General features: G+C 73.6%; 29 protein-coding genes and 1 pseudogene. 26 read left to right on the forward strand and 4 right to left on the reverse strand.

The window, feature by feature from the left end:
• From MTQ10_RS05000 to MTQ10_RS05050, 11 genes and pseudogenes are all read left to right on the forward strand, one after another.
• Positions 1–2,336, forward strand: a 2,336-nt coding sequence (locus MTQ10_RS05000) for an MFS transporter (protein ID WP_247462647.1), incomplete at its 5' end; no start/stop codon positions are given.
• A gap of 224 nt (positions 2,337–2,560) precedes the next feature.
• Positions 2,561–2,734 (forward strand): annotated as a pseudogene (locus MTQ10_RS31410) (IS110 family transposase); the annotation flags it as partial.
• Between the two features lie 70 nt (positions 2,735–2,804).
• Positions 2,805–3,638 carry a M55 family metallopeptidase gene (locus MTQ10_RS05010; RefSeq protein WP_247462649.1) on the forward strand — a complete coding sequence of 278 codons (834 nt, stop codon included), beginning with the start codon at positions 2,805–2,807 and terminating at the stop codon, positions 3,636–3,638.
• Positions 3,631–4,935: a M20/M25/M40 family metallo-hydrolase gene (locus MTQ10_RS05015; protein WP_247462651.1), complete on the forward strand. Its 1,305-nt coding sequence runs from the start codon at positions 3,631–3,633 to the stop codon at positions 4,933–4,935. Before MTQ10_RS05010 ends, MTQ10_RS05015 begins: the two co-directional genes overlap by 8 nt.
• 5 nt (positions 4,936–4,940) lie before the next feature.
• Positions 4,941–6,905 (forward strand): prolyl oligopeptidase family serine peptidase, encoded by a 1,965-nt coding sequence (locus MTQ10_RS05020; RefSeq protein WP_247462720.1) that lies wholly within the window; start codon positions 4,941–4,943, stop codon positions 6,903–6,905.
• Positions 6,902–7,831, forward strand: a complete 930-nt coding sequence (locus tag MTQ10_RS05025; RefSeq protein ID WP_247462653.1) for a S66 peptidase family protein — start codon at positions 6,902–6,904, stop codon at positions 7,829–7,831. The genes MTQ10_RS05020 and MTQ10_RS05025 overlap by 4 nt, the downstream gene beginning before the upstream one ends.
• Before the next feature lie 188 nt (positions 7,832–8,019).
• Positions 8,020–8,262, forward strand: coding sequence for a DUF1049 domain-containing protein (locus tag MTQ10_RS05030; protein WP_247462655.1), 243 nt, complete (start codon positions 8,020–8,022; stop codon positions 8,260–8,262).
• A gap of 83 nt (positions 8,263–8,345) precedes the next feature.
• Positions 8,346–8,897: a GNAT family N-acetyltransferase gene (locus MTQ10_RS05035; protein ID WP_247462657.1), complete on the forward strand. Its 552-nt coding sequence runs from the start codon at positions 8,346–8,348 to the stop codon at positions 8,895–8,897.
• Positions 8,898–9,352: 455 nt separating this feature from the next.
• Complete coding sequence (locus MTQ10_RS05040; RefSeq protein WP_247462658.1) at positions 9,353–9,679, forward strand: DUF3040 domain-containing protein; 327 nt, start codon at positions 9,353–9,355, stop codon at positions 9,677–9,679.
• 74 nt (positions 9,680–9,753) lie between these two features.
• Positions 9,754–11,442, forward strand: coding sequence for a potassium/proton antiporter (locus MTQ10_RS05045; protein ID WP_247462661.1), 1,689 nt, complete (start codon positions 9,754–9,756; stop codon positions 11,440–11,442).
• Positions 11,443–12,000: 558 nt separating this feature from the next.
• Positions 12,001–13,221 (forward strand): cation:proton antiporter, encoded by a 1,221-nt coding sequence (locus MTQ10_RS05050; protein WP_247462663.1) that lies wholly within the window; start codon positions 12,001–12,003, stop codon positions 13,219–13,221.
• Between the two features lie 196 nt (positions 13,222–13,417).
• Here the strand turns inward: MTQ10_RS05050 and MTQ10_RS05055 are convergent, their stop codons facing one another.
• A complete protein-coding gene (locus MTQ10_RS05055; RefSeq protein WP_247462665.1) occupies positions 13,418–13,888 on the reverse strand; it encodes a TrkA C-terminal domain-containing protein in 471 nt (156 codons plus the stop codon).
• Positions 13,889–14,065: 177 nt separating this feature from the next.
• On the opposite strand from MTQ10_RS05055, the gene MTQ10_RS05060 reads away from it, so the two are divergent.
• From MTQ10_RS05060 to MTQ10_RS05130, 15 genes are all read left to right on the forward strand, one after another.
• The gene (locus tag MTQ10_RS05060) at positions 14,066–14,500 is read left to right on the forward strand and encodes a hypothetical protein (protein WP_247462667.1); all 435 of its coding nucleotides are present in this window, start codon (positions 14,066–14,068) and stop codon (positions 14,498–14,500) included.
• A gap of 104 nt (positions 14,501–14,604) precedes the next feature.
• Positions 14,605–14,766, forward strand: a complete 162-nt coding sequence (locus MTQ10_RS05065) for a hypothetical protein (RefSeq protein WP_247462669.1) — start codon at positions 14,605–14,607, stop codon at positions 14,764–14,766.
• A gap of 5 nt (positions 14,767–14,771) precedes the next feature.
• The gene (locus MTQ10_RS05070) at positions 14,772–15,857 is read left to right on the forward strand and encodes an SDR family oxidoreductase (RefSeq protein WP_308404540.1); all 1,086 of its coding nucleotides are present in this window, start codon (positions 14,772–14,774) and stop codon (positions 15,855–15,857) included.
• Between the two features lie 59 nt (positions 15,858–15,916).
• Positions 15,917–16,336 (forward strand): hypothetical protein, encoded by a 420-nt coding sequence (locus MTQ10_RS05075; RefSeq protein WP_282611802.1) that lies wholly within the window; start codon positions 15,917–15,919, stop codon positions 16,334–16,336.
• A complete protein-coding gene (locus MTQ10_RS05080) occupies positions 16,323–18,170 on the forward strand; it encodes a transketolase (protein WP_247462673.1) in 1,848 nt (615 codons plus the stop codon). The genes MTQ10_RS05075 and MTQ10_RS05080 overlap by 14 nt, the downstream gene beginning before the upstream one ends.
• A 94-nt stretch (positions 18,171–18,264) precedes the next feature.
• Positions 18,265–18,615: a gas vesicle protein GvpO gene (locus MTQ10_RS05085; RefSeq protein WP_247462676.1), complete on the forward strand. Its 351-nt coding sequence runs from the start codon at positions 18,265–18,267 to the stop codon at positions 18,613–18,615.
• Between the two features lie 259 nt (positions 18,616–18,874).
• Entirely contained in the window at positions 18,875–19,303 is a 429-nt protein-coding gene (locus tag MTQ10_RS05090; RefSeq protein WP_247462678.1) for a gas vesicle structural protein GvpA, read from the forward strand.
• Positions 19,300–20,079 (forward strand): GvpL/GvpF family gas vesicle protein, encoded by a 780-nt coding sequence (locus MTQ10_RS05095; RefSeq protein WP_247462680.1) that lies wholly within the window; start codon positions 19,300–19,302, stop codon positions 20,077–20,079. The genes MTQ10_RS05090 and MTQ10_RS05095 overlap by 4 nt, the downstream gene beginning before the upstream one ends.
• Positions 20,080–20,083: 4 nt before the next feature.
• Entirely contained in the window at positions 20,084–20,344 is a 261-nt protein-coding gene (locus tag MTQ10_RS05100) for a gas vesicle protein GvpG (protein ID WP_247462681.1), read from the forward strand.
• Entirely contained in the window at positions 20,344–21,078 is a 735-nt protein-coding gene (locus MTQ10_RS05105) for a hypothetical protein (RefSeq protein WP_247462683.1), read from the forward strand. The genes MTQ10_RS05100 and MTQ10_RS05105 overlap by 1 nt, the downstream gene beginning before the upstream one ends.
• A complete protein-coding gene (locus MTQ10_RS05110; RefSeq protein ID WP_247462684.1) occupies positions 21,078–22,304 on the forward strand; it encodes an SRPBCC family protein in 1,227 nt (408 codons plus the stop codon). Before MTQ10_RS05105 ends, MTQ10_RS05110 begins: the two co-directional genes overlap by 1 nt.
• Positions 22,301–22,678, forward strand: a complete 378-nt coding sequence (locus tag MTQ10_RS05115; protein WP_247462686.1) for a gas vesicle protein — start codon at positions 22,301–22,303, stop codon at positions 22,676–22,678. The genes MTQ10_RS05110 and MTQ10_RS05115 overlap by 4 nt, the downstream gene beginning before the upstream one ends.
• Positions 22,675–23,457, forward strand: a complete 783-nt coding sequence (locus MTQ10_RS05120; RefSeq protein ID WP_247462690.1) for a GvpL/GvpF family gas vesicle protein — start codon at positions 22,675–22,677, stop codon at positions 23,455–23,457. The genes MTQ10_RS05115 and MTQ10_RS05120 overlap by 4 nt, the downstream gene beginning before the upstream one ends.
• Entirely contained in the window at positions 23,454–23,642 is a 189-nt protein-coding gene (locus MTQ10_RS05125; protein WP_247462692.1) for a gas vesicle protein, read from the forward strand. The genes MTQ10_RS05120 and MTQ10_RS05125 overlap by 4 nt, the downstream gene beginning before the upstream one ends.
• Positions 23,639–23,923, forward strand: a complete 285-nt coding sequence (locus tag MTQ10_RS05130) for a gas vesicle protein K (RefSeq protein WP_308404538.1) — start codon at positions 23,639–23,641, stop codon at positions 23,921–23,923. The genes MTQ10_RS05125 and MTQ10_RS05130 overlap by 4 nt, the downstream gene beginning before the upstream one ends.
• A 145-nt stretch (positions 23,924–24,068) precedes the next feature.
• Here the strand turns inward: MTQ10_RS05130 and MTQ10_RS05135 are convergent, their stop codons facing one another.
• From MTQ10_RS05135 to MTQ10_RS05145, 3 genes are all read right to left on the reverse strand, one after another.
• Complete coding sequence (locus MTQ10_RS05135) at positions 24,069–24,242, reverse strand: hydrophobic protein (RefSeq protein WP_247462694.1); 174 nt, start codon at positions 24,240–24,242, stop codon at positions 24,069–24,071.
• 53 nt (positions 24,243–24,295) lie between these two features.
• Positions 24,296–25,117, reverse strand: a complete 822-nt coding sequence (locus tag MTQ10_RS05140; RefSeq protein WP_247462696.1) for a methyltransferase domain-containing protein — start codon at positions 25,115–25,117, stop codon at positions 24,296–24,298.
• Positions 25,118–25,345: 228 nt separating this feature from the next.
• Complete coding sequence (locus MTQ10_RS05145) at positions 25,346–26,692, reverse strand: bifunctional phosphatase PAP2/diacylglycerol kinase family protein (RefSeq protein WP_247462697.1); 1,347 nt, start codon at positions 26,690–26,692, stop codon at positions 25,346–25,348.
• Between the last annotated feature and the right edge of the window lie 22 nt (positions 26,693–26,714).

A 26,714-nucleotide genomic window follows, 5' to 3' on the forward strand; every position in this document is an offset into this window, starting at 1 on the left:
CCCCGGCACCGGCCGCACCCCCGGCCCCGCTCGGCCCCCGCCGCGTCCGGCTCGTCTTCCTCGGGCTGATGCTCGCCCTGCTGCTCGCCGCCCTCGAACAGATGATCGTCGCCACGGCGCTCCCGAAGATCGTCGGCGAACTGCACGGCCTCGACCACATGTCCTGGGCGATCACCGCCTACCTGCTCACCTCCACCGTCGGCCTGCCGATCTACGGCAAACTCGGCGACCTCCTCGGCCGCAAAGGCGTCTTCCAGTTCGCCATCGTCGTCTTCGTCATCGGCTCCGCCCTCGCCGGCCGCGCCCAGACCATGGACCAGCTCATCGCCTGCCGTGCCGTCCAGGGCGTCGGCGCCGGCGGACTCATGATCGGCGTACAGGCGATCATCGCCGACATCGTGCCGCCCCGGCAGCGCGGCCGGTACATGGGCCTCATCGGCGCCGCCTTCGGCCTCGCCTCCGTCGCGGGCCCCCTCCTCGGCGGGTACTTCACCGACCACCTCTCCTGGCGCTGGTGCTTCTACATCAACGTCCCCTTCGGCCTGCTCACCCTCGCCGTCGTCACCGCCGTCCTCAAACTGCCCCGGCCCGCCGTCCGCGCCCGGATCGACGTCCTCGGCTGCCTCCTGCTGACCGCCGCCTCCACCTGCCTGGTCCTGCTGACCAGCTGGGGCGGCACCGAGTACGCCTGGCACTCCCGCGTCATCCTCGGCCTCGCCGCCGGAGCGGTCGCCGCCACCGGCCTGTTCCTCCTCGCCGAACGGTACGCGAGCGAACCCCTCATCCCGCTGCGGCTGTTCAAGGACTCCGTCTTCAACGTCACCGGCCTCGTCGGCCTCGTCGTCGGCGTCGCCCTCTTCGGCGCCGCCGGCTATCTGCCCACCTTCCTCCAGATGGCCGACGGGGCCACCGCCACCGAGTCCGGACTGCTGATGCTGCCCATGATGGGCGGCATCGTCGCCGCCTCCGTCGTCTCCGGCCAGCTCATCAGCCACACCGGCCGCTACAAGCTCTACCCCGTCCTCGGCGGCGCCCTCTCCACCGCCGGCATGTGGCTGCTCTCCCACCTGGACACCGACACCCCCCGCCTGCACTACAGCATCTGGATGGCCGTCCTCGGCGCCGGCATCGGCCTCGTCATGCCCGTCCTCGTCCTCGCCGTGCAGAACAGCGTCCGCTCCGCCGACCTCGGCACCGCCACCAGCGCCGGCAACTACTTCCGCCAGATCGGCGGCAGCGTCGGCGCCGCCGCCTTCGGCACCCTCTTCGCCCACCGCCTCACCGACGCCCTGCACCGCGAACTCCCCGCCGGCGGCAACCTGCCCGACCCCCAGTCCGTCACCCCGCAGCTCGTCCACGCCCTGCCCGAGCCACTGCGCGACGCCTACATCCGCGCCTACGCCGACGCGATGCCGCGCATCTTCCTCTATCTGGTGCCGGTGCTCGCCCTCGGCCTGCTCATCGCCTTCTTCCTCAAGGAGAAACCCCTGGTGCCCCACCACACCGCCACCGCCGCCACCGCCCCGGAGACCGAGCGGACGAGCGCCGTGCTGCCGCACGCCCGCTCCCCGCACACCTCCGGCATCCCCGTCTGCGGCACCGTGCAGCACCCCGACGGCACCGTCGTCCCCCGCGCCGCCCTCACCCTCATCGACGTCGCCGGACAGCAGGTCGGACGCGGCGCCAGCGGCGACGACGGACGGTACGCGCTGTCCACGCCCGGCCCCGGGTCGTACGTCCTCATCGCCGCCGCCGGCGGCCACCAGCCGCAGGCCGTCTCCGTCACCGTCGGCGAACGCCCCGTCGAACTCGACGTCGTCCTCGGCGGCGCCGGACGCCTCGCCGGCACCGTCCTCACCGCCGACGGCAGCCCCGTACGCGACGCCACCGTCACCCTCACCAACGTCCACGGCGAGGTCGTCGCCGCCACCCGCAGCTCCCGCGAGGGCGGCTACGTCATCACCGAACTCGTCGCCGGCGAGTACACCCTCGCCGCCAGCGCCCCCGCCTTCCGCCCCGCCGCCCTCCCCGTCAGCGTGCAGGCCGCCCGCGAGACCCGCCAGGACATCGAACTCGCCGGCGGCGCCGTGCTCCGCGGCACCGTCCGCGCCGGCGGCGGACGCCCCGTCGAGGACGCCCGCGTCACCCTCCTCGACGCCGCCGGCAACGTCGTCGACACCCTCACCACCGGCCCCGACGGCACCTTCCGCTTCGTCGACCTGTCCTCCGGCGAATACACCGTCATCGCCGCCGGCTACCCGCCCGTCGCCACCGTCCTCCAGGTCGCCGGCGGCGGCCGCACCGAACGCGACCTCCAGCTCGGCCACGAGGACTGACAGTGAGGAAGTGTGGTGGCTTCTCCGCCGGGTCCGACTCACGGACCGGCCGACGCCGACCGACTGTCCTTCACGGGACAGATCGGCCCGCGCGGAGGAGCCGTCGCACGCGACCGGACGGGCGTCCGTGACCTTGCAAGAGCTTGGTCCAGAAGCCCCGCCACCGTCTTGTCCGCCCGCCCGGCCGGCGCGTGCCGCCCCACCGGGATCAGCGGGAGGACGCAGTGACCAGCAGGACGGACCAGGCCCTGGAAGTCACAGGCGGCGTGGACACTCACGGCGAGACCCACCACGCGGCGGTGATCGACCACCTCGGCCGCCACCTGGCCGATCGGGAGTTCCCCGCCACCGGAGCCGGATACCGTCGGCTGCCGGCCTGGCTGCGCCCGTTCGGGAGCAGCCCCCGCCCGACGGCGGGCACGGGCCGGTGCTGGCCCACCCCGCCGCCCGGTGCGTAACGTGAGCCCCATGAAGATCCTCATCAGCGCCGACATGGAGGGCGCCACCGGGGTGACCTGGCCGGCCGACGTCCTGCCGGGCACCCCGCAATGGGAACGCTGCCGCGCCCTGTTCACCTCCGACGTCAACGCGGCCGCACTCGGCTTCTTCGACGGCGGCGCCGACGAGGTCCTCGTCAACGAGGCCCACTGGACCATGCGCAACCTCCTCCTGGAGGAACTGGACCCACGGGTGCAGATGCTCACCGGCCGGCACAAAGCCCTCTCCATGGTCGAGGGCGTCCAGCACGGCGACATCGACGGCATCGCCTTCGTCGGCTACCACGCCGGCGCCGGCCAGGAAGGCGTCCTCGCCCACACCTACCTCGCCAACCAGATCACCGGCGTCTGGCTCAACGACGTCCGCGCCAGCGAGGGCCTGCTCAACGCACACGTCGTCGCCGAGTACGGCGTCCCCGTCGTCCTCGTCACCGGAGACGACCTCGCCTGCGAGGACGCCCTCGGCTACGCCCCCGAGGCCCTCAAGGTCGCCGTGAAGGACCACGTCTCCCGGTACGCCGCCGTGTGCCGCACCCCCGCCCGCACCGCCGCCGACATCCGCGCCGCCGCGAAGGAGGCCGCCTCCCTCGCCGTCCGCCGTGCACCCGTCGACGGTGGACCGTATACAGTCGCCGTCGAGTTCGATGCCGAGCACCTCGCCATGGCCGCGACCGTGGTCCCCGGGGTGGCCCGCATCGGGGAACGCAAGGTGGCGTACACCAGCGACACCATGTACGACGGCATCCGCACGTTCAAGGCGGTCACCACGATCGCCTCGGCCGCGGTGGAGGAGCAGTATGGCTGACCAGCGGGCGCTGGACGAGGTGGTCCGGTTCACCTCCGAACTGATCCGGATCGACACCACCAACCGGGGCGGCGGCGACTGCCGGGAGAGGCTCGCCGCCGAGTACGCCGCCGAACAACTCGCCGGGGCCGGCCTCGAACCGGTGCTCCTGGAACGCACCAAGGGCCGCACCAACGTCGTCGCCCGCGTCGAGGGCACCGACCCGTCCGCCGACGCCCTCCTCGTCCACGGCCACCTCGACGTCGTACCCGCCGAAGCCGCCGACTGGACCGTCCACCCGTTCTCCGGCGAGATCCGCGACGGCGTCGTCTGGGGCCGCGGCGCCGTCGACATGAAGAACATGGACGCGATGATCCTCGCCGTCGTGCGCGCCTGGACCCGCGAGGGCCACCGGCCCCGCCGCGACATCGTCGTCGCGTTCACCGCCGACGAGGAGGACAGCGCCGAGGACGGCTCCGGCTTCCTCGCCGACAAGCACGCCGCCCTGTTCGAGGGCTGCACCGAAGGCATCAGCGAGTCCGGCGCGTTCACCTTCCACGACGGCACCGGCCGGCACATCTACCCCATCGCCGCGGGCGAGCGCGGCACCGGCTGGCTCAGGCTCACCGCGCGTGGCCGCGCCGGCCACGGCTCCAAGGTGAACAAGGAGAACGCCGTCACCCGCCTCGCCGCCGCCGTCACCCGCATCGGCGAGCACGAGTGGCCGCTGCGCCTCACCCCGACCGTGCGGGCCGCCCTCACCGAACTCGCCGCCCTGTACGGCATCGACACCGGCCTCGACGACGTGGACGGGCTGCTGGAGAAGCTCGGCCCGGCCGCCAAGCTGGTCGAGGCCACCGTCCGCAACAGCGCCAACCCGACCATGCTGGACGCCGGCTACAAGGTCAACGTGATCCCCGGCGCGGCCGTCGCCCACGTCGACGGACGCTTCCTCGCCGGCCACGAGGACGAGTTCCGCGCCACCCTCGACGAGCTGACCGGGCCGGACGTGGACTGGGAGTTCCACCACCACGAGGTCGCCCTCCAGGCGCCGGTCGACTCGCCGACGTTCGCCGCGATGCGGGCGGCCGTCGAGGCGTACGCCCCCGAGGGCCACGTCGTGCCGTACTGCATGTCCGGCGGCACCGACGCCAAGCAGTTCTCCCGGCTCGGCATCACCGGCTACGGTTTCGCACCGCTGAAGCTGCCCGAGGGCTTCGACTACCAGGCCCTCTTCCACGGCGTCGACGAACGCGTCCCCGTCGAGGCGCTGCACTTCGGCGTGAACGTGCTGGACCGCTTCCTGCGGACGGTGTGAGCGAGTTGGGGGAGAACGTGCAGACCCTGCCGTACGGCGCGTGGCCGTCGCCGATCGACGCCGCCCTGGCCGCCGCCCACGACGGGCATCCCGAGTACGTCGGCTTCGTCGGCGACGAGGCCTGGTGGACCGAACCCCGTCCCACCGAGGCCGGCCGGCGCACCCTCGTGCGGCGGCACGCCGACGGGCGGGAGGAGGCGGTGCTGCCCGCGCCGTGGAACGTCCGCACCCGCGTCATCGAGTACGGCGGGCAGCCCTGGGGCGGCGCCGTCGTCGACGGCCGCCCGCTGATCGTCTTCGTCCACTTCGCCGACCAGCGGCTCTACGCCTTCCACCCCGGCGAGGAACCCCGGCCCCTCACCCCCGTCTCCGGTGTCGGCGGCGGACTGCGCTGGGCCGAGCCGCAGATCCTCACCACGCGCGGCGAGGTGTGGTGCGTGCTGGAGGAGTTCACCGGCGAGAGCCCCGGCGACGTGCGGCGCGTCCTGGCCGCCGTACCCCTGGACGGGTCCGCCGCCGAGGACCGTACCGCCGTACGCGAACTCACCGACGGCCGGCACCGGTTCGTCACCGGGCCCCGGCTCTCCCCGGACGGGCGGCGCGCCGCCTGGCTCGCCTGGGACCATCCGCGGATGCCGTGGGACGGCACCGAACTGCTCGTCGCCGACGTCCACGACGACGGCACCCTGCACGACGCGCGGACCGTCGCCGGCGGCCCGGAGGAGTCCATCGCCCAGGCCGACTGGGCACCGGACGGCGGTCTTCTGTATACGAGCGACCGCGGCGGCTGGTGGAACCTGCACCGCGACGGCCGGCCGCTGTGCACCCGCGAGGAGGAGTTCGGCGGACCGCTGTGGAAACTCGGCCACCGCTGGTTCGCGCCCCTCGACAACGGGCTCGTCGCCGTCCTCCACGGACGCGGTGCGCTCGTCCTCGGGATACTGGATCCCGAATCCGGCGAGGTCGTCGACGCCGCCGGACCGTGGACCGAGTACGCGCCCACCCTCGCCGTCCACGGCGACCGCGTCGTCTCCGTCGCCGCCGGACCCCGCACCTCCTACGAGGTCGTCGAACTGGACACCGCCACCGGCCACGCACGCGTCGTCGGCGCCCCCCACACCGACGCCGTCGACCCCGCCTACCTGCCCGAACCGCAGGTCCGCACCTTCACCGGACCCGACGGCCGGGACATCCACGCCCACGTGTACCCGCCGCACCACCCCCAGTGCACCGGCCCCGGCGACCGGCCCGCGCCCTACGTGATCTGGGCGCACGGCGGGCCCACCGGGCGCTCCCCGCTCGTGCTCGACCTGGAGATCGCCTACTTCACCTCCCGCGGCATCGGCGTCGCCGAGGTGAACTACGGCGGCTCCACCGGCTACGGCCGCGCCTACCGCAACCGGCTGCGCGGACAGTGGGGCGTCGTCGACGTCGAGGACTGCGCGGCCGTCGCGCTCGCCCTCGCCGAGGAGGGCACCGCCGACCGCGACCGGCTCGCCGTCCGCGGCGGCAGCGCCGGCGGCTGGACCACCGCCGCCTCCCTCGCCGCCACCGACGTCTACGCCTGCGGAACGATCATCTACCCCGTCCTCGACCTGGCCGGCTGGGCGACGGGAGAGACCCACGACTTCGAGTCCCACTACCTGGAGTCCCTCGTCGGCCCGTTCACCGAGGTGCCCCACCTGTACACGGAACGCTCACCCGTGGAGCACGCCGACCGCATCACCGCGCCGTTCCTGCTGCTCCAGGGCCTCGACGACGTCATCTGCCCGCCCGCCCAGGCCGAACGCCTCCTCGACCGCATCGCCGGACGCGGCGTCCCGCACGCCTACATCTCCTTCGAGGGCGAGGGCCACGGATTCCGCCGCGCCGACACCATGATCCGCGCCCTCGAAGCCGAACTCTCCCTGTACGCCCAGGTGTTCGGCTTCGCCGCGCCCGGCGTCCCGCACCTGGAGCTGCAACCGTGAGCGCGCTCGCCGCCCTCACCCGGCCGCCCCGTCTCGCGCCAGGCGCCCGCGTCGCCGTCGTCGCCCCCAGCGGACCGGTCCCGGAGGAGCGGTTGCAGGCCGGGCTGGACGTGCTGCGCGGCTGGGACCTCGACCCGGTCGTCGCCCCGCACGTCCTCGACCGGCACCCCTTCGGCTATCTCGCCGGCGCGGACGCCGACCGCGCCGCCGACCTCCAGGCCGCCTGGTGCGACCCGGCCGTGGACGCGGTGCTGTGCGCCCGCGGCGGCTACGGCGTGCAGCGCATGGCGGACCTGCTGGACTGGGAGGCGATGCGGGCGGCCGGGCCCAAGGTGTTCGTCGGGTTCAGCGACATCACCGCCCTGCACGAGGCGTTCGCCGTCCGGCTCGGCCTGGTCACCCTGCACGGACCCATGGCCGCCGGCATCGACTTCGTCAAGAACACCCGCGCCCAGGACCACCTCAGGGCCACCCTGTTCGCGCCGGAGACGACCCGCACGATCCGCTCCGGCGGGCGCCCCCTGACCGGCGGACGCGCCCGAGGCGTGCTGCTCGGCGGCTGCCTCAGCCTGCTCGCCTCCGAACTCGGCACCCCGCACGCCCGCCCGTCCGCGGCCGGAGGGCTGCTCTGCCTGGAGGACGTGGGCGAGGAGACGTACCGCCTCGACCGGTATCTGACCCAGCTGCTGCGGTCCGGCTGGCTCGACGGCGTGCACGGTGTGCTGCTCGGCTCGTGGGACCGCTGCGATCCGTACGAGCGGCTGCGGGAGATGCTCGCCGACCGGCTCGGCGGGCTCGGGGTTCCGGTCGCCGAGGAATTCGGGTTCGGGCACTGCGAGGGCGCGCTGACGATCCCGTTCGGCGTGCCCGCCGAACTCGACGCCGACGCGGGCACCCTGACCCTGGACGAACCGGCCCTGCGCTGACCCGGGGGACGCGACGCCCACCGCACACGGCATGCCGCATACCGCATACCGCACATCGAATACCGCATATCGCATACCGCGTGCGCCGGACAGGGCACGGCGGACCGGCGGCCGTCTCCCGTCGGCACCGGCGTGCGCCCGCCCCGGCTCACCGTGCGTGACCGGTGGTCCGGGGTGACCCTGGGGGTATGCGTACGAAGACCTCCGAGGGCACCGGACGGGGGACGCGGCGCGGCGTGACGCTGACACCGGCCCGGATCGGTGTCCTGGTGCTCGCCGTCCTCGCCCTCGTCTTCATCTTCGAGAACACCCGGGAGACGAAGATCCGCCTGCTGATCCCCGAGGTCACCGTGCCGCTGTGGACGGCCCTGCTGGCCACGGGGGTCATCGGCGCGCTGTGCGGCGCGTACTTCGTGCGACGGCGGAAGTGACCGCCCCCGCAGGGCAGTCCACGCGTGACGTCGCCGTACCGGCACGAGCCGCGGGCGTCCCGGCCCCGTCGTAGGGTGACGGAATGCCGCACACCGCATCCCGCTTTCTCGCCGAAGGCCCTCGCGTGGGCATACGGCACTTCACGTACGAGGACGGCGCCGAGTTCGTCGCACGGGTCAGGGAGAGCAAGGACCTGCACCACCCGTGGCTGTTCCCGCCGGACACCGCCGGCTCCTATGCCGCGTACGCGGGCCGGCTGATCGAGGACCCGACGAAGGCGGGTTTCCTGGTGTGCGACCGGGAGGACGGCTCGATCGCCGGTTTCATCAACATCAACAACATCGTCGGCGGTGCCTTCCTGAGCGGGGCCCTCGGCTACGGCGCGTTCGCGCACGCCGCGGGGCGCGGGCTGATGAAGGAGGGCCTGGAACTGGTCATCGGGCACGCGTTCGGGCCGATGCGGCTGCACCGGCTGGAGATCAATGTGCAGCCCGGCAACACCGCCTCCATCGCCCTCGCCCGTTCCTGCGGCTTCCGTCTGGAGGGATACTCGCCGCAGATGCTCTTCATCGACGGCGCCTGGCGCGACCACGAACGCTGGGCGCTCACCACCGAGATGCGCCCGCCCCGCTGACCCTCCCCGCCCCCCGACGGCACGTGACCGGGGGAGGGCCGTGCGCGACCGGGACGGCATCGCGGGACCGCCGGCGGCGAGCGCGTCGGGGCGCCGCCTACACGTCGTACCTCGCCGAAGTTGGGTGCCGCACCCCATGGCGTGCGCCCCGGCGCGCGGGTGAGGGTGGAGGCAGTCCACCGTCCCCCGGCCCCCGTGACCGCAGGCCGCGGCTTGACCGTCCGGGGCGCGCACCGGCCCCCGGCTGCCGACGGCCGCGCCGCCGTACCGGCTGCGCTCGTGACGGAGGCGGGCAGGACGCCCGGCGTGCGGCGCGGGGCGGCGGCCCGGGAGAAGGGAGCCCCGCTGCGATGCGCCCAGCCCGCCCCAGCAGCGACCGCGCACGGCCGCACCCCGCGGCGAGAACCGGCCCGCGCCCGGGCGGACCCACCCGGCGCACGACGGGGGAGGACGCCATGGCCGAACCCTCTGACCGGCGACTCGGCGAGATCGAGTCCCGGCTGCACCGCGACGATCCCCGTTTCGCCGACGCCCTCGCCGCCGGCCGCCCCCGCCGGCCGCGCGAGTACCGGCGTACCGGCGCCTGGCTGCTCCTCGCCGTCGCCCTGACCGCGCTCGGCGCGGGCATCACCCTGGCCCACGGGCTGCTCATCGCCACCGGCCTGGTGCTCGCCGGCACGGCTGCGGAACTGTCCGACCCGCACCGCGGCACGCGCGCACACCGAGGCCCGGCCGACCCGCACCGCGGCACGCGCGGACACCGAGGCCCGCCCGGGCCCTGATCCGGCCGGCCCCGCCGCCGCCCGGGGACCCGGTGACCGGCCGGGCCGGCGGCGGACGACAGGAGGACCCACCGATGACCCTGTCCGAGCTGTATCTGGCGCTGCTGGTCGGCGGCACGGTGCTGCTGGCCAGCATCGCCGCCGCCCGTGCCGCGCACCGCGTCGGCCTGCCCAGCCTGCTGCTGTTCCTCGGGGTCGGGGTCGTCGCCGGGGAGGACGGGATCGGTCTGCGGTTCGACGACGCCCAGCTCGCCCAGGCGCTGGGCACCGCCGCCCTCGCGGTCATCCTCGTCGAGGGCGGCCTGACGACCCGGTGGAGCGATGTCCGGCGGCTGCTGGCCCCGGCCGGTGTGCTGGCGACCGTGGGGGTGGCGGTCTCGGTCGTGGTGACGGCCGCCGGCGCGCACTGGCTGCTGGGCATGGACTGGCACACGGCGCTGCTGCTGGGCGCGATCGTCTCCTCCACGGACGCCGCCGCCGTCTTCGCCGTGCTGCGCGCGCTGCCGCTGCCGCAGCGGCTGACCGGCCTGGTGGAGGCCGAGTCCGGGTTCAACGACGCCCCCACGATCATCCTGGTCCTGGTCTTCTCCACCGCGACCGCCGACCTGCCCGGCCCGGCCGCCCTGGTGGGCGGACTGCTCTACCAGCTCGCCGTCGGCGGCGTGATCGGTGTGCTGGTCGGCCGGCTGGGCGCGGCGGCGCTGCGGCACATCGCGCTGCCCGCCACCGGCCTGTACCCGCTGGCCACCGTGGGGTTCGGCGTCGTCGCGTTCGCCGCGGCCGGAGCCGCGAACGCCAGCGGCATCATCGCCGCCTATCTGTGCGGTCTGGTCCTGGGCGCCGCCAAGCTGCCGCACCGCGCCGCCACCCGCTCCTTCGCCGAGGGCGTCGGCTGGCTCGCCCAGATCGGACTGTTCGTGATGCTGGGCCTGCTGGTCGATCCCAGCGACCTGCCGTCGGCGATCCTGCCGGCGCTGGCCGTCGGCCTGGTGCTGCTGCTGGCGGCCCGGCCCGTCTCGGTCCTGCTCTGTCTGCTGCCGTTCCGCGTCCCCTGGCGTCAGCAGGCGTTCATCTCCTGGGCGGGGCTGCGCGGCGCGGTGCCGGTGGTGCTGACCACGTTCCCGGTCGTGGCGGGGGTCGCCGACGCCCGGAAGATCCTCGACATCGTGTTCGTGCTGGTGGTGCTGTTCACCCTCGTCCAGGGGCCCACCCTGCCCGCCCTCGCACGGTGGCTCGGCCTGACCCGCCCGGGTGCGCTGCGTGACGTCCAGGTCGAGACGGCGCCCCTGGACGTCCTGGACGCCGATCTGCTCACCGTCACCGTCCCGCCCGGCTCCCGGCTGCACGGCGTCGCCGTGTTCGAGCTGCGGCTTCCGCCCCCGGTCGTGCTCACCCTGATCGTGCGCGACGGCACCACCCTCGTGCCCGACCGTGACACCGCGCTGCGCGTCGGCGACGAGCTGCTGCTGATCACGACACCGGGGACGCGGGAAGCAGCGGAGCGCCGGCTGCGGGCCATCGGCCGGCGCGGCAGACTCGCCCGCTGGCTCGGCGAGCACGGCTCCCCGGAACCGGAGCCGGAGCCGCACCCGGACGCGCAGCCGGCCCCGGACCCGGCGCCGTCGGCACGGCAGCCCGTGTCGGTACGGCGGCCCGTGTCGGTGCGGGAACCCCCGTCGGACCGGGGCCGGCCGGCACGGCGGCAGCGGCAGCGATCGGCGCTGGAGCAGTCCGAGCGGGCCGCCGCCGCCCGCGCCGAATGAGCCACCGATGACGCGCGAAGATACGTGGCGGGTGCACTGATCGCGCCAAGATCGCTCGATCGGCCGCACCCTCGAATCGGCTCTGTAACGGATTGCTCCCTATGCGGTAATGGTCGTACGGTATGCTTCTTTACCGGGCCTTGACGCTCCATTGAGCGGCTGTCAGCTCATTCCGTGGGGTTTCGGTATCCCAGAGTTTCTGGTCTCGGTGCGATGGGGGGCGTGACATGGATCGAGTCATCCGGGCTGTTGATGTGCCCGCTCTCGCTCGTGACAGCGTGCCTGAACCCGACCGCGCCGTCCGCGGCGCCTGAATCCGCCGACCGATGAAGACTGATGGTGGTGCGCGAACGACCGCACACCGCCGCCCGGTCGGACCCCGACCCGCCTGTGTCCGGTGGTACACCCGTAGTCCGAACCCCACCGGTCCTGCCTGCCCGGCCTGATCGCGCGGCCTCCCGCGCCGGGCCGCACCCCGACCTCACCGGCAGCGCCCGCGCGCACCACGCACCACGAAGGCACTGACGCCGTCGCCGAACAGAACCGGAGGAGACGCCCGTGCACAACACCACCGCCATGCTCATCGAACTCGGGGCCATCATCCTCGCCCTCGGCCTGCTGGGCCGCCTCGCCGGCCGTGTGGGTTTCTCCCCCATACCCCTCTACCTCCTCGCCGGACTCGCCTTCGGCCACGGCGGCATCCTCCCCCTCCAGGCCAGCGAGGAGTTCACCGCGACCGGCGCCGAGATCGGCGTCATCCTCCTGCTGCTCCTGCTCGGCCTCGAATACAGCGCCTCCGAACTCGTCACCAACCTCAAGACGCAGTACCCGTCCGGCGCGATCGACTTCCTCTTCAACGCCGTACCCGGAGCCGTCGCCGCGCTGCTGCTCGGCTGGGGCCCGGTGGCCGCCGTCGCGCTCGCCGGCGTCACCTGGATCTCCTCCTCCGGCGTCATCGCCAAGGTCCTCGGCGACCTGCGCAGGCTCGGCAACCGCGAAACCCCCGTCGTGCTCGGCGTCCTCGTCATCGAGGACCTCGCCATGGCCCTCTACCTGCCGATCCTCACCGCCCTGCTCGCAGGCGTCAGCCTCGCGGGCGGTGCCGTCACCCTGCTGATCTCCCTCGGCACGGTCGGTGGTGTCCTCTACGTCGCCCTGCGCCACGGACGCATCATCAGCCGCGCCGTCTCCTCCGACAACGCCGAGATGCTGCTGCTGGTCGTCCTCGGCCTCACCCTGCTCGTCGCCGGCCTCGCCCAGGAACTCCAGGTCTCCGCCGCCGTCGGCGCCTTCCTCGTCGGCATCGCCCTGTCCGGTGAGGTCGCCGAGGGCGCGAGCAACCTCCTCACCCCGCTGCGGGACCTGTTCGCCGCCGTCTTCTTCGTCTTCTTCGGCCTGTCCACCGACCCCGCCGACATCCCGCCGGTCCTGCTCCCCGCCCTCCTCCTCGCCATCGTCACCGCCCTGACGAAGGTCGCCACCGGCTGGTTCGCCGCCCGCCGCGCCGGCATCCAGGGCGCGGGCCGCTGGCGGGCCGGCGGCACCCTCGTCGCACGCGGCGAGTTCTCCATCGTGATCGCCGGGCTCGCCGTCGGCGTCGAGCCCCGCATCGGCCCCCTGGCCACCGCGTACGTGCTGCTGCTGGTCATCGCCGGCCCGCTCACCGCCCGCTGGACCGAGCCGCTCGCCCGCCGCATCACCCGCCGCGGCGCCACGCCGGACCACGCCGGCAAGGCCACCGACTCCGAGCCGACCGAGTCGGCCCACGCCACCGTCTAGACCCCGGCAGGGGCGACGACCCCGGCAGGGGCGACGACGCCGGCACGGGCGACCACGCCGGCACGGGCGACGACCCGGGCCGCGCGCGGCGCGAGTCCGCCGCGCACCGCGACACCGACGACAAGGGCGGGCCCACAGGGGCCCGCCCGGTCCGTTCGTACGGCGCGGACGTCCGCCGGCACACGGCCGCCGCCGCTCACTCCCGCCCGAGGATCTCCGCGGCGGCCTCCACACCCTCACGGGTGCCGATCACGATCAGCGTGTCCCCGCCGGCCAGCCGGAAAGCCGGCCCCGGCGACGGAATCGCCTCGGCGCGCCGCAGCACCGCCACGATCGAGACACCGGTCTCCGTACGCATCCGGGTGTCGCCCAGCACACGCCCGTTCCAGTACGACGTCGCCGTCAGCTCGATCCGCTCGGCCACCAGCCCCAGCTCGGTCGTCGACAGCAGACTCGGGCTGTGGTGCCGCGGCATCAGCGCGTCGATCAGCGCCTCCGCCTCCTGGGAGGTCAGCCGCACCGAGAGGGAGCAGGCGTCCGGGTCCTCCTTCCGGTAGGCGCTCAGCGTCCGCGAACCGTCCCGGTGCGCGACCACGGAGACGGGACGCTGCTCCTTGGTCGTGAGGTCGTACCGCACCCCGAGCCCCGGCAACGGCGTACTCCTCATACGCGACGCTCCCACGGCTTCCCCCTGTCTGATTCGGATGTGTCTTCGGCCGGTCTTCGGTGACACCCTAGCGAGTGTCCCGGCCCCGGCCGTCGCCGCCTCCGCCCGCCACCGCCCGGGAGGGGCCGCCGCCGTGCGCGGTCGCCGGACCGGGGCCGAGGAAGGGACAATGGGGTCATGATCCAGTGGGTGTCCGTCAGAGCCGGCGCTCGGCCCGTCCCCGAGCCCGTGGCGACGCCGCTGGTGTGGGCCGCGGCGTCCGGCGGCGCACTGCTGCTGGTGGCACTGGTCAACGCGCTCGTCGGGCAGGACCGGCCCTCGGTCGCCCTCGCCGTCCTGTCGCTGCTGGCCGGGCTGCTGAGCCTGCGTGCCCGGTTCACCGCGGCGCCGGGCACGGCCGTGCTGTGCTGGCTCTTCCTCAACGGCTTCGCGATCCCGCCCGCCGGCACGCTCACCTGGGCAGGACATCGCGACGGGCTCTGGCTCAGCTGTCTGTTCGCCGCCGTACTGCTGAGCACGTCACTGGCCAGCCTGGCGCGGGCCCGTGCCGCGTACCGCCGCGTCACGGCGCATCCCGACCCCACCGGGCCCGGAGACACCGACCCGCACTGAGCGCGGGCCGGACCGCCCAGGGGCCGGCGCACCCGGTACCGCCTGAGCCCCGGCCCGCCCGCCACGCGGCGTTACGGCCCTGCCGCCCCGGGTACCCGGCCGCGATGGCACGCATGGACCATCCGGAGCATCCGGACAAGCATCCCGTCGACGAGCCGACGCCCGCACCCACGGGCCCCGGCACCCCGGCACCCGGTGGGCCCTGGGGTGGCCTGCCCGGGCCCGGGGAGCGGCCCGACGCCGAGCCGCAGTGGTACCGGGCGTGATAGGCGTGCAGCGGACACGCCGACGAGGCCCGGCCCGGCGAAGCGGGACCGTCGTGGTCACCGGCGCGAGCGGCGGCGTGGGCCGCGCGACCGCGGTGGCGTTCGCCGCCCGGGGCGCTTGTGTCGCCCTGCTGGCCCGAGGACGGGAAGGACTGGCCGCAGCCGCCGACGACGTACGGCGGGCCGGAGGCGACGCCCTCGTGGTGCCCGTCGACATGGCCGACGCCCAGGCCGTCGAGGACGCCGCGCAGCAGGTGGCCGAGGTCTTCGGCGGCATCGACGTCTGGGTGAACAACGCGTTCGCCGGGGCGTTCGCCCCGTTCACCGAGATCACCGCAGACGAGTTCCGCCGGGTCACCGAGGTGACGTACCTCGGCTACGTCAACGGCACCCGCGCCGCCCTGCGGCACATGCTGCCCCGCGATCACGGCACCGTCGTACAGGTGGGCTCGGCGCTCGCCTACCGAGGTGTGCCGTTGCAGAGCGCCTACTGCGGGGCCAAGCACGCCATCCAGGGGTTCAACGAGTCGCTGCGCTGCGAACTCCTGCACGACGGCAGCAGGGTCCGTACGACGATGGTGCAGCTGCCCGCCGTGAACACCCCGCAGTTCGACTGGGTGCTGAGCCGGATGCCCGGCCGGGCCCGGCCCGTCGCCCCCGTCTACCAGCCGGAGGTCGCGGCCCGCGCGATCGTCCACGCCGCGCGGCACGGCCGGCGGCGCGAGTACTGGGTGGGCGGCTCCACCGCCGCCACCCTCCTCGCCAATGCCGTCGTCCCCGGCATCCTCGACCGCTACCTGGCCCGCACCGGCTACGACTCCCAGCAGGAGCCCCGCCCGCACAGCGGGCCAGGCGAGCCGGACGGCACAGGCGCCGGGAATCTCACGGCGGCCGGGAACCTGTGGACGCCCGCCGACGGGCCGCACGGCCACGACCACGGGTCGCACGGCCGCTTCGACGACGAGTCCACCGCCGACAGCCCCCAGGAATGGGCGTCCCGCAACCGGACCCGGGTCGCGGCGGGGCTGCTGGCCGGGGGAGTCGGCGCCGTGTTCGCCGCCGGGCTCCGCCGCCGCACGGCCGGCGGCTGACGACGCCGGCCCCGCGGGCACCGGCAGAGACCGCCCCGCAGCTTTGAAGGAGACACCCCATGCGACCGACCGATTCGGCCGAGAAGGCCGCACAGAACGAGACCCGCGCCGAGGCGACCGGACAGGAGCACGACAGCGCCCCCACCGGCAAACGTGCCGTCCGTCAAACCCCCCGCCACCGGCCCGGTGGCGAACCGGCCCGCAGCCGGCCCGGTGGCGAACCGGCCCGCAGCCGGCCCGGTGGCGAACCGGCCCGCAGCCGGCCCGGTGGCGAACCGGCCCGCAGCCGGCCCGGTGGCGAACCGGCCCGCAACCAGCCGGGTGGCGAACCGGCCCGCAACCAGCCCGGCGGTGAACCGGCCCGCAGCCGGCCCGGTGGCGAGCCCGCCCGCGACCGACCGGGCGGTGAGCCCGCCCGCAACCAGCCCGCCGGACCACGGCCCGCCACGACCAGGAAGGAAACCCATGAACACCGGTGAACTCGCCGATCTGGGGCAGCAGTTGCGCGTGGACAGCGTCCGGGCCGCGGCAGCCGCCGGCTCCGGGCACCCGACGTCGTCGATGTCCGCCGCCGACCTGATGGCCGTACTCCTCGCCCACCATCTCCGCTACGACTTCGACCGCCCCGAACACCCCGGCAACGACCGCCTCGTCCTCTCCAAGGGACATGCCTCACCGCTGCTGTACGCCGCGTACAAGGCGGCCGGCGCGATCGACGACGAGGAACTGCTCACCTTCCGCGAGCTGGGCAGCCGCCTCGAAGGACACCCCACACCGCAGCGTCTGCCGTGGGTGGAGACCGCCACCGGTTCGCTCGGGCAGGGCCTGCCGGTCGGTGTCGGCATCGCCCTCTCCGGGAAACGGCTCGACCACACCGGCTACCGCGTCTGGGTCCTCACCGGTGACAGCGAACTCGCCGAGGGCTCCGTCTGGGAGGCCGCCGAACACGCGGCCCACGAACACCTCGACAACCTCACCGCGATCGTCGACGTCAACCGGCTCGGCCAGCGCGGGCCCACCCGCCACGGCCACGACCTGGACGCCTACGCCCGCCGCTTCCAGGCGTTCGGCTGGCACACCGTCGAGGTCGACGGCCACGACGTGGACGCCGTCGACCGCGCCTTCGCGGAAGCCCGGTCCACCGTCGGACAGCCCACCGCGATCATCGCCCGCACCCTGAAGGGCAAGGGCGTCCACAGCGTCGAGGACCGCGAGGGACTGCACGGCAAACCCCTCCCCGAGGCCGAGGACGCCGTCGCGGAACTCGGCGGCGAACGCACTTTGCGCGTCGAGGTGCACGAGCCGCCCGCCGTACGCGCCCTGCACTCGATGTCCACCGCCCCCGTCGACCTGCCCACCTGGGCCACCGGCGAGGAGATCGCCACCCGTGACGCCTACGGCCACGCCCTCGCCGCGCTCGGCTCCGCACGCGGGGACGTCGTCGCCCTCGACGGCGAGGTCGGCGACTCCACCAGGGCCGAGTACTTCGCCAAGGAGCACCCCGACCGCTACTTCGAGTGCTACATCGCCGAGCAGCAGATGATCGCCGCGGCCGTCGGCATCGCCACCCGCGGCCGGGTGCCGTACGCCTCCACCTTCGCGGCCTTCCTCACCCGCGCGTACGACTTCATCCGCATGGCCTCCGTCAGCGGGGCGCGGATCAACCTGGTCGGCTCGCACGCCGGGGTCTCCATCGGGCAGGACGGGCCCAGCCAGATGGGCCTGGAGGACCTGGCGATGATGCGGGCCGTGCACGGCTCGACCGTGTTGCACCCCTGCGACGCCAACCAGACCGCCCGCCTCGTCGCCGCCATGGCCGGCCTGGACGGCATCGGCTATCTGCGCACCCTGCGCGGCAAGACACCCGTGATCTACGGCCCCGAGGAGGAGTTCCCCGTCGGCGGCAGCAAGGTGCTGCGCGCCTCCGGGCGGGACCGGCTCACTCTCGTCGCCGCCGGGGCGACCGTGCCCGAGGCGCTCGCCGCCGCCGACACGCTCGCCGCGGACGGCATCGACGTCCGGGTGATCGACCTGTACTCGGTCAAGCCCGTCGACCGGCACACCCTCCACCGGGCCGCCGAGGCGACGGACTGCCTCCTCACCGTCGAGGACCACCACCCGGAGGGCGGGCTCGGCGACGCCGTCGCTGAGGCCTTCGCCGACGGCCGGCCCGTGCCGCGGCTGGCCCGGCTCGCCGTACGCACCATGCCCGGCTCGGCGAGCCCCGAGGAGCAGCTGCACGCCGCCGGCATCGACGCCGAGGCGATCGCCGCGGCAGCGAAGCTCCTCGTGGAGGAAGCGATCGTGCCCTGAGCGGCGGGCGGGGGAGCGGAGGCGGCTCGCCGTCTCCGGAGCACGTCAAAGGTTTGGCCAAGGAACGAGCGGCCACCCGGACACAGAGGTGGCCATGACGAACACAAACGACACATCACATTCGCAACGTTCACGGAGAAAGCCGGAGAGAGCGGAGGAACACACCACGGACGGCCGGCCCGGCCCGATGGAGATCCTGCGCCGGGCACGCGCACAACTCGCCGAACTGACCGGGGCGGACGCGGAGTCGGTTACCTCCTTCGAGCAGACGGAGAACGGCTGGACGCTGGAGATCGAGGTGCTCGAACTGACCAGGGTGCCCGACACGATGAGCCTCATGGCCGGCTACGAGGTGAAGCTCGACCCGAAAGGCCGGCTCACCGGCTACCGGCGACTGCGCCGCTACGAACGAGGGAGAGCCGACTCGGGCCGGGGCGGTCGCTGAGGCGTCCCGAAGGGCCGCCCGGTCCGCCGCCCCACGGCGCGGACCGGCGCCGCGCACCCCGCCCGGACACCGTCCGGACCGGGACAGGGCACACCGCCGGACACCGTCCGGACCCGGACAGCGCACACGGCAGTCCGCACCCGGACTCCGGGACACCGCCCGCACCACCGTCCGGACAGCGCACACCACCGCGGAAGCGCGCACCCCACCGAGAAACCCGGATCCCACACACTTCTACTCATTGAGGAGGCACGGTCCCATGACCGTAGTCCCGGCACAGCAGAGCGGCGGCGGGGGCGGTTCCAGCGGCCTCTACGACGTCCTGGAGCTCGTCCTCGACAGGGGGCTGGTCATCGACGCGTTCGTCCGGGTTTCCCTGGTCGGCATCGAGATCCTGAAGATCGACATACGGATCGTCGTGGCCAGCGTCGACACCTATCTGCGCTTCGCCGAGGCGTGCAACCGCCTCGACCTGGAAGCGGGCCCGCGCAAGAGCCCCGGCCTGCCCGACATCGTCGGTGACATCACCGAGTCCGGCGCGCGCGGCAAGTCCAAGGGGGCTCTCTCGGGCGCCGCCGAGACCATCTCGGACGCCTTCAAGGAGGCGCGCGACGAGAGCCGCGGCGAGGAACGTCCCCGCCCCCGCAAGACCGCAGCCCGCCGCAAGCGTCAGGAGGAGCAGGAGTGAGCACGTACGTCTACGGCATCACCGCCCGCTCGCACGCCGGCGTTCCCGACGGACTCACGGGCGTGGGCGAGCCGCCCCGCCCGGTCCGCTCGGTGACCGCGGGTGACCTCGTCGCTCTCGTCAGCGACGCCCCCGAGGGGCTGCGCCCCAAGCGGCGCGACCTTCTCGCCCACCAGGCCGTTCTCGCCGAGGCGGGCGCCGGAGGGTGCGTGCTGCCGATGCGGTTCGGCAGCGTCGCCCCCGACGACGACACCGTCGCCGATGTCCTCGGCGAACGCACCGACCACTACCGGGAACGGCTGGACGCGCTCGACGGCCGCGTCGAGTACAACGTCAAGGCCAGCCACGTCGAAGAGGCCGTCCTGCACCGCGTGATGGCCGAGAGCCCCGACGTGCGGGCGGTCGCCGAGGCCAACCGCAAAGCGGGCGGCGGAAGTTACGAGGACAAGCTGCGCCTCGGCGAGATGGTCGCCGCCGCGGTGAAGGCCAGGGAGGTCGAGGACGGGGCCGCGCTGGAGCAGGCCCTGGAGTCCGCCGCCGAGGCCGTCAGCGTGGGACCGGAGTCGACGGGCTGGCTGGCCAACGTGTCGTTCCTGGTGGAGCAGGAGGCGGCCGAGTCGTTCCTGGCCGCCGCCGAACAGGCCCGCGCCGACATGCCGCACCTGGAGATCCGCGTCAACGGCCCCCTGCCGCCGTACAGCTTCGTCGAGCCCGGACCGGCCGAGCCCGCGGGCACCACGGCCGGCGGCGCCGACGCCGACGCGGGAGCGGGGTGACGCCGTGGGCCTGATCAAAGAGGTGCTGCTGCTGCCGTTCGCCCCGGTGCGCGGCAGCGCCTGGGTGATGCGGGAGCTGGTCCGCGAGGCCGAGCGCATCCACTACGACCCCGCCGCGATCCGGGCCGAACTGGCCCGCCTGGAGGAGCAGTTGGACGCGGGCGAGATCACCCCGGAGGAGTTCGACCGGCAGGAGGACGAACTCCTCGACCGGCTGGAGACGGCGACGCGCGCGAGCGCGGCCCCTGACGAGTGGACGACATGATGAACCGAACGGCAATGGGCCTGGCGATCGGCGCCGGCTATCTCCTGGGACGAACCAGGAAACTGAAAATGGCGCTGGCGGTCGGCGGCCTCGTCGCCGGCAAGAAGCTCAACCTGACCCCCTCGGGCGTCGCCGACCTGCTCGGCAAGCAACTCCGGGACAATCCGCAGTTCAAGGAGATCGGCGACCAGCTGCGCGAGGACCTGCGCGGTGTCGGCAAGGCCGCCTCCGGCGCGATGGTCGAACGGCAGATGACCGCCCTCGCCGACCGGCTGCACGGCCGTACCTCCGAGGTGCGCGAGCAGCTCACCGGCGCCGCCGGACTCACCGGCGGCCACGACGACGAGCAGCCCGACGACGAGCGCGCCGAGGACGAGGAGTTCGAGGACGCCCACGAGGAGGAGCCCGAGGGCGACGAGGGCGGGGACGACGAGGGCGGGGACGGCGGCGAGGAGCGCTCCGGCGGCGGGAAGACCGCCGGGCGGGCACGGGCCCGCAAGGCCGTGCGCAGGGCTCCCGCCGAGAAGACGGCCCGCAGCGCCGGGAAGTCGGCCGGGGGGACCGCCGGCAAGCAGGCCGCGAAGGCGGGCGAGAAGACCGCCCGCAAGGCACCCGCCAAGAAGACCGCCGGCCGTGCGGGCGCAGCCGCGAAGAAGTCGGCCCCCGGCCGGAAGGCCGCCGCCCGGCAGTCCTCGCGGGCCCGGTCGGCCTCGGCCGAGGGAGGCGAGGAGTGATGACCGCGACGGCAGGAAAGGCCGAGTCCGCCGTGGACGCGGCGCAGGACACCGTATCGGGCGGCCCGCTCGGGGGGCTCGCCCACAGCGAGGCCGCCGACCGGCTCAAGGCCGAGGTGCAGGAGTATCTCGCCGCGCAGGCCCTGCGGATGCTGACGGGCCTCGGACGCAAGCTCGGCGAGTCCACCGGGAAACTCAACGACATCGCCGAGGGCAAGAGCCCCGGCTTCGCCAAGCTCGCTCTGGACGGCGGCCGCAAACTCGCCGAGGGCAAGGGCCCGTTGCGCAGCGCGCTGGAGCTGGGTGCCTCCCGGGCCAAGGACAACGTGACCGGGGCGCTGAAGAACCTCGGCGGCGGCAAGAAGGGCGGCAAGGGCAAGGCCGGCAACAAACCGACGGTGATCATCGAGCACATCGACGTCGGTGTGCCGCTGCGCACGGCCTATGACCAGTGGACGCGGTACCAGGACTTCAGCACCTTCGCGAAGGGCGTCAAGAGCGCGAGCCGCGCCGACGACACCCACTCCGACTGGCAGGCCAAGGTGTGGTGGTCCAGCCGAAGCTGGAAGGCGACGACCACCGAGCAGATACCCGACGACCGCATCTCCTGGACGTCGGAGGGCGCCAAGGGCACCACGAAGGGTGTGGTCTCCTTCCATCGTCTCGGGGACAACCTGACGCGTGTGCTGCTGGTGATCGAGTACTACCCGTCCGGGTTCTTCGAGAAGACCGGCAACATCTGGCGTGCCCAGGGCCGCAGGGCGCGGCTCGACCTGAAGAACTTCGCCCGCTTCATCACGCTCAAGGGCGAGGCCGACGAGGGCTGGCGCGGCGAGATCCGCGACGGTGAGGTCGTCCGCGACCACGAGGAGGCACTGGAGGCGGAACAGGCGGAGGACTCGGACGGCGGCGAGGACGCCGAAGGCGCCGACGAGTCGCACGACGACGCCCGGGACGCCGAGGACGAGGAATACGAGGACGACGAGGCCGTAGAGGAGGACGAGGACGGCGGGCGACCGGCCCGGGCCGAGGACTCCGAGGACCTCGAGGACGACGAGTACGAGGACGAACCGGAGGACGCCTACGAGGACGAGGAAGGCGCCGAGGACGACGAGGACGAGGCCGGTTACGACGACGAGCCCGAGGACGGCTACGACGACGAGGACGACGACTACGCCGAGGACGCCGAGGACGACGAGTACGCGGGCAGGGGGAGCCGGCGATGACCCAGCCCCGCTCGGTCTCCGGCCGGCTGCCCGAGCCGTACGGCAGTGGCGGTGGCGCCAACCTTGCCGACATTCTCGAACGTGTGCTCGACAAAGGGATCGTCATAGCGGGCGACATCCGGATCAACCTGCTCGACATCGAACTGCTCACCATCAAGCTCCGCCTTGTCGTCGCCTCGGTCGACAAGGCCAAGGAGATGGGTATCGACTGGTGGGAGGACGATCCCGAACTGTCCTCCCGGGCCCGTCGCAAGCAGCTCGCCCGGGAGAACCGCGAGCTGCGTGAGCGGCTGGCGGCCCTGGACCCGGAGGCCGCCGACGAGGTCGGCCGGCCCCGGGCCCGCCGGGAGATCAGCGACGAGGAGGCCCGATGACGGGACTGCGCTACGTCTACGCCGTGTGCCGCCCCTTCACCGCCCCGCTCCAGCGGCAGCTGACCGGGGTGGCCGGGGCGCCGCCCCGGCAACTGGTCCACCACGGCCTGATCGCCGTGTTCAGCGAGGTCCCGGCGGAGGATTTCGCGGAGGAACCGCTCCGGGCCCATCTGGAGGACCTGGACTGGCTGACCGCGACCGCCCGCGCCCACCAGGGCGTGGTCGACGCGCTCACCGTCGTGACCACACCGCTGCCGCTGCGGCTGGGCACCGTCTTCCATGACGACAGCGGCGTACGCACCATGATCGAGGCCCGCGAGCGGGTCTTCCTGCGCACTCTGGGCCGGCTCGAAGGCCGCGTCGAATGGGGTGTGAAGGTGTACGCCGAGGACTCCCCGGACCCCGGCACACCGGCGGAGGGGGAGAAATCCGCGCATCCGGCGTCGGGCCGGGACTATCTGCGCCGCCGCAGCACCCGGGCCCGCGCCCACGAGACGAGGTGGCAGCAGGCCGAGGAATACGCCGGGCGGCTGCATGCCGCGCTGTGCGCGCACGCCGAGGACTCCCGGCTGCACAATCCGCAGAATGCCGCACTCTCCGGAGCTTCCGGACGCAATGTGCTGAATGCGGCATATCTGGTGCCGCGGTCGCGTTCCGAGGAATTCGTGGAACTGGTCGACCGCACCAAGGACGAGAGCGGCGACGACGTGCCGGGCATGCGCGTGGAGCTGACCGGCCCGTGGGCCGCGTACTCGTTCGTGGAGGAGGAGCGGACGTGACCGCCGTCGAACGCCGCGAGGTGGCCCTCGTGGACCTGCTGGACCGGCTGCTCGCCGGCGGTGTCGTCATCGTCGGCGATCTCACCCTGCGCATCGCGGACGTCGACCTCGTCCGCATCGACCTCAACGCCCTGATCAGTTCCGTCAACGACCAGGTGCCCTCGCCGTTCGGAGAATCCCCGTGACCACCCCGCGCAACCGGCTCGACCTGGAGCCCGACACCGTCGAACGAGATCTGATCAAGCTCGTCCTGACCGTCGTGGAGCTGCTGCGGCAGCTCATGGAGCGGCAGGCGCTGCGCAGGTTCGACTCCGGCGGCCTCACCGAGGAGCAGGAGGAGCGGATCGGGCTGACGCTGATGCTGCTGGAGGACCGCATGACGGAGCTGCGCGACCGCTACGGGCTGCGGCCCGAGGACCTCAACCTGGACCTCGGGCCGCTGGGACCGCTGCTGCCGCGCGAGTGACCTCCCAGCCTCCCTGGGCGATGTCCTGCCCGAGGGAGGCAAAGCCCCCCGTGGGGGCCGGAAGGGCGACAAAAGACCTGGGCGGTCACCCCCCGGAATTCCGGGGCGTGACCGCCCGGGTCACCTCACCGTCAGGGCCGCCGGCCTACCACCGGTACCAGCGGGCCCGTCCGCCACCCGCCGCCGAAGTGCTGCGGAAAAGGAATCCCAGCAGCCATACGACGAGAACCGCGAGCGCGATCCACCACAGCGCCTTCACCGCAAAACCGACGCCGAAAAGAATTACCGCGAGAAGCAGTACCAGCAGAATGGGAACCATTGTTGACCTCCTGCACTCCGGGTTTCCCGAAATGCCCTCGGAAAACAGGGGGATCACATATTCTTTCGGCAGAGGATCTCCCCGTGCAGCACGGCGAAGAAGCCGTCCTCCTGCCGGCCCCACTCCCGCCACGCCTCGGCGATCTCCGCGAGCTGCTCCTCCGTGGCGTGCCCGCCGTCCACGGCAAGCCGGGCGTACGAGGAGGCCACGGTGCGCTCCGCCCACAGGTCGCTCCACCACCGGCGCTCCTCCGGCGTGGTGTACGTCCACGTGCTGGAGGTCGCGGTGACCTCGGTCAGGCCCGCCTGCCGCGCCCACGCCTTCAGCCGCCGTCCGGCGTCCGGCTCGCCCCCGCCGGCCCGGGCCACCCGGCGGTACAGGTCCAGCCACGCGTCCAGGCCCGGCACCTGCGGGAACCATGTCATGGCCGCGTAGTCGGAGTCACGCGCGGCGACGATGCCGCCGGGCCGCGTCACCCGCGCCATCTCGCGCAGCGCCCCGACCGGGTCGCCGACGTGCTGGAGCACCTGGTGGGCGTGGACGACGTCGAAGGTGCCGTCCCCGTACTCCAGGGCGTGCACATCGGCGACGGCGAACTCCACGTTCGTCAGACCGCGCTCGCGGGCCGTGGCGCGGGCCCGGTCCAGGACCCCCTCGGCGCGGTCCACGCCGGTGACCCGCCCCTCGGGGACCAGCGCGGCCAGGTCTGCGGTGATCGTGCCGGGGCCGCAGCCGACGTCCAGGACACGCAGCCGGGGCCGGAGCGAGCCGAGCAGATAGGCGGCGGAGTTCTCTGCGGTGCGCCAGGTGTGCGACCGCAGGACCGACTCGTGGTGCCCGTGCGTGTAGACGGCCGTCTCCCGCGCCTTCGGCATGGCTGTGCCCCTTTTCCTCGTACCGGCCCCGCCGGGGGATACGGCCGACGGGCGATCATCGCCACCGTACGCCGGACGGCCGGATGATGAGATACGACGTCCGGGATGTGGTCTGGCGTGTCGTCAGGACACTACCTGGGCGCCCGTCCGTCCGGGTGTGAAGTGCCGTTTCGGAGAGGTGAGGTGACACTCCGTCATGAATGCCTCCCGGCGTCCCGGTGTACCGCGTCAAGCCGCCGGCGCCGGCCGGTACACCGTCAGCCCCTGCGGCAGCTTGTCCACCGTCACCCGCCCGGACACCTCGGCCACCTCACCGTCGTAGGCGAGGAGCGTGCCCGGCGCGACCCCGCCGAGCCGCAGCGCGGGAACCCGCACGGCGGCGTGCACGGGGGACCGGGTGATCGGCCCCGCGACCGCCGCGGCCAGCAGCCGCAGCGCCGGCCGGCGCCCGCCGTGCACGACCCGCACATCGAGCAGCCCGTCCGCCAGATCGGTCCGCCTGCCCGGCGCCAGCCCCATCCGGTGATAGATGCCGTTCCCGGCGAACAACAGCCACAGCGGATGCGGCCGGCCGCCGGCCTCGGCCCGCAGCGGATGCCGGTCGGCGTTCAGCACCCGCGCCGCCGCGAGCACCCCGGCGGGCCAGCCGCCGATCCGCGGCGACCACTGCTCCCGCACCCGCACCAGCTCCGGGTACACGCCCAGGCTCAGCGTGTTGAGGAAGACACCCCGCCGCCCGCCCGCGTCGAACCGGCCCACGTCCACCCGCACGGCCTCCCCGCGCGTCAGCGCACCGGCCAGATCACGGGCCCCCTCCACCCCGAGGTCGTACGCGAAATGATTCAGGGTGCCGCCGGGCAGCACCGCCAGCGGCAGCCCGTGCCGCAGGGCGACCTCCGCCGCGGAGTTCACCGTGCCGTCACCCCCGCACACCCCCAGCACCCGAGCCCGCGCCGCGGCCTGCTCCAGCTGCGCCGCGACCTCCTCCGGCTCGCACTCCACGATCGCTGCCGCCGGCAGCAGACCCCGCAGGGCCCGCACCCGCTCCGTGCTGCCCGCCGCCGTGTTCGCCACCAGCACCAGGCCCTCACCGTCCGGCAGCGTCGGCACCTCGGCGCGCGGCCGGGCCGGCGGCCCCAGCTGCGCCCGCGTCGGCACCAGCCCGCGCACCGCGAACGCCGCCGCCGACGCCGCGTGACCCGACGGGAAGGAGGTGGTGATCGGCTGCCGCTTCAGCTGCCGCACCGCCGGCACCGGATCCAGCGCCGGGCGCGGCCGGCGCACGGAACGCTTGCCGAGCGTGTTGATCGTCACGGACGCCAGCGCCAGCGACGCCACGCCCCGCACAGCGGCCCGCCGGGCCCGCGGGGTGCGGCTCGCCGCCATCGCGGCGGCCGTGGCGAACCACAGCACCCCATGGTCGGCGGCGCGGCTCAGCCGCGGCAGCACCGGCCGGCCGGCCGGCCAGTTCCGGGCGGCGGCGAAACCGAACAGCCGCGAGTCGAGGGCGAGCAGCCGCTCGCGCAGGGGGCGGCTGCCCGGCAGGGGCACGGTCAGGTCGACGTCTGGACTCATACCGCCCCGGGTACCCTGAAGC

The sequence above is a fragment of the Streptomyces sp. XM83C genome (genome assembly GCF_023072675.1).
Taxonomy (GTDB): domain Bacteria; phylum Actinomycetota; class Actinomycetes; order Streptomycetales; family Streptomycetaceae; genus Streptomyces; species Streptomyces thermocoprophilus.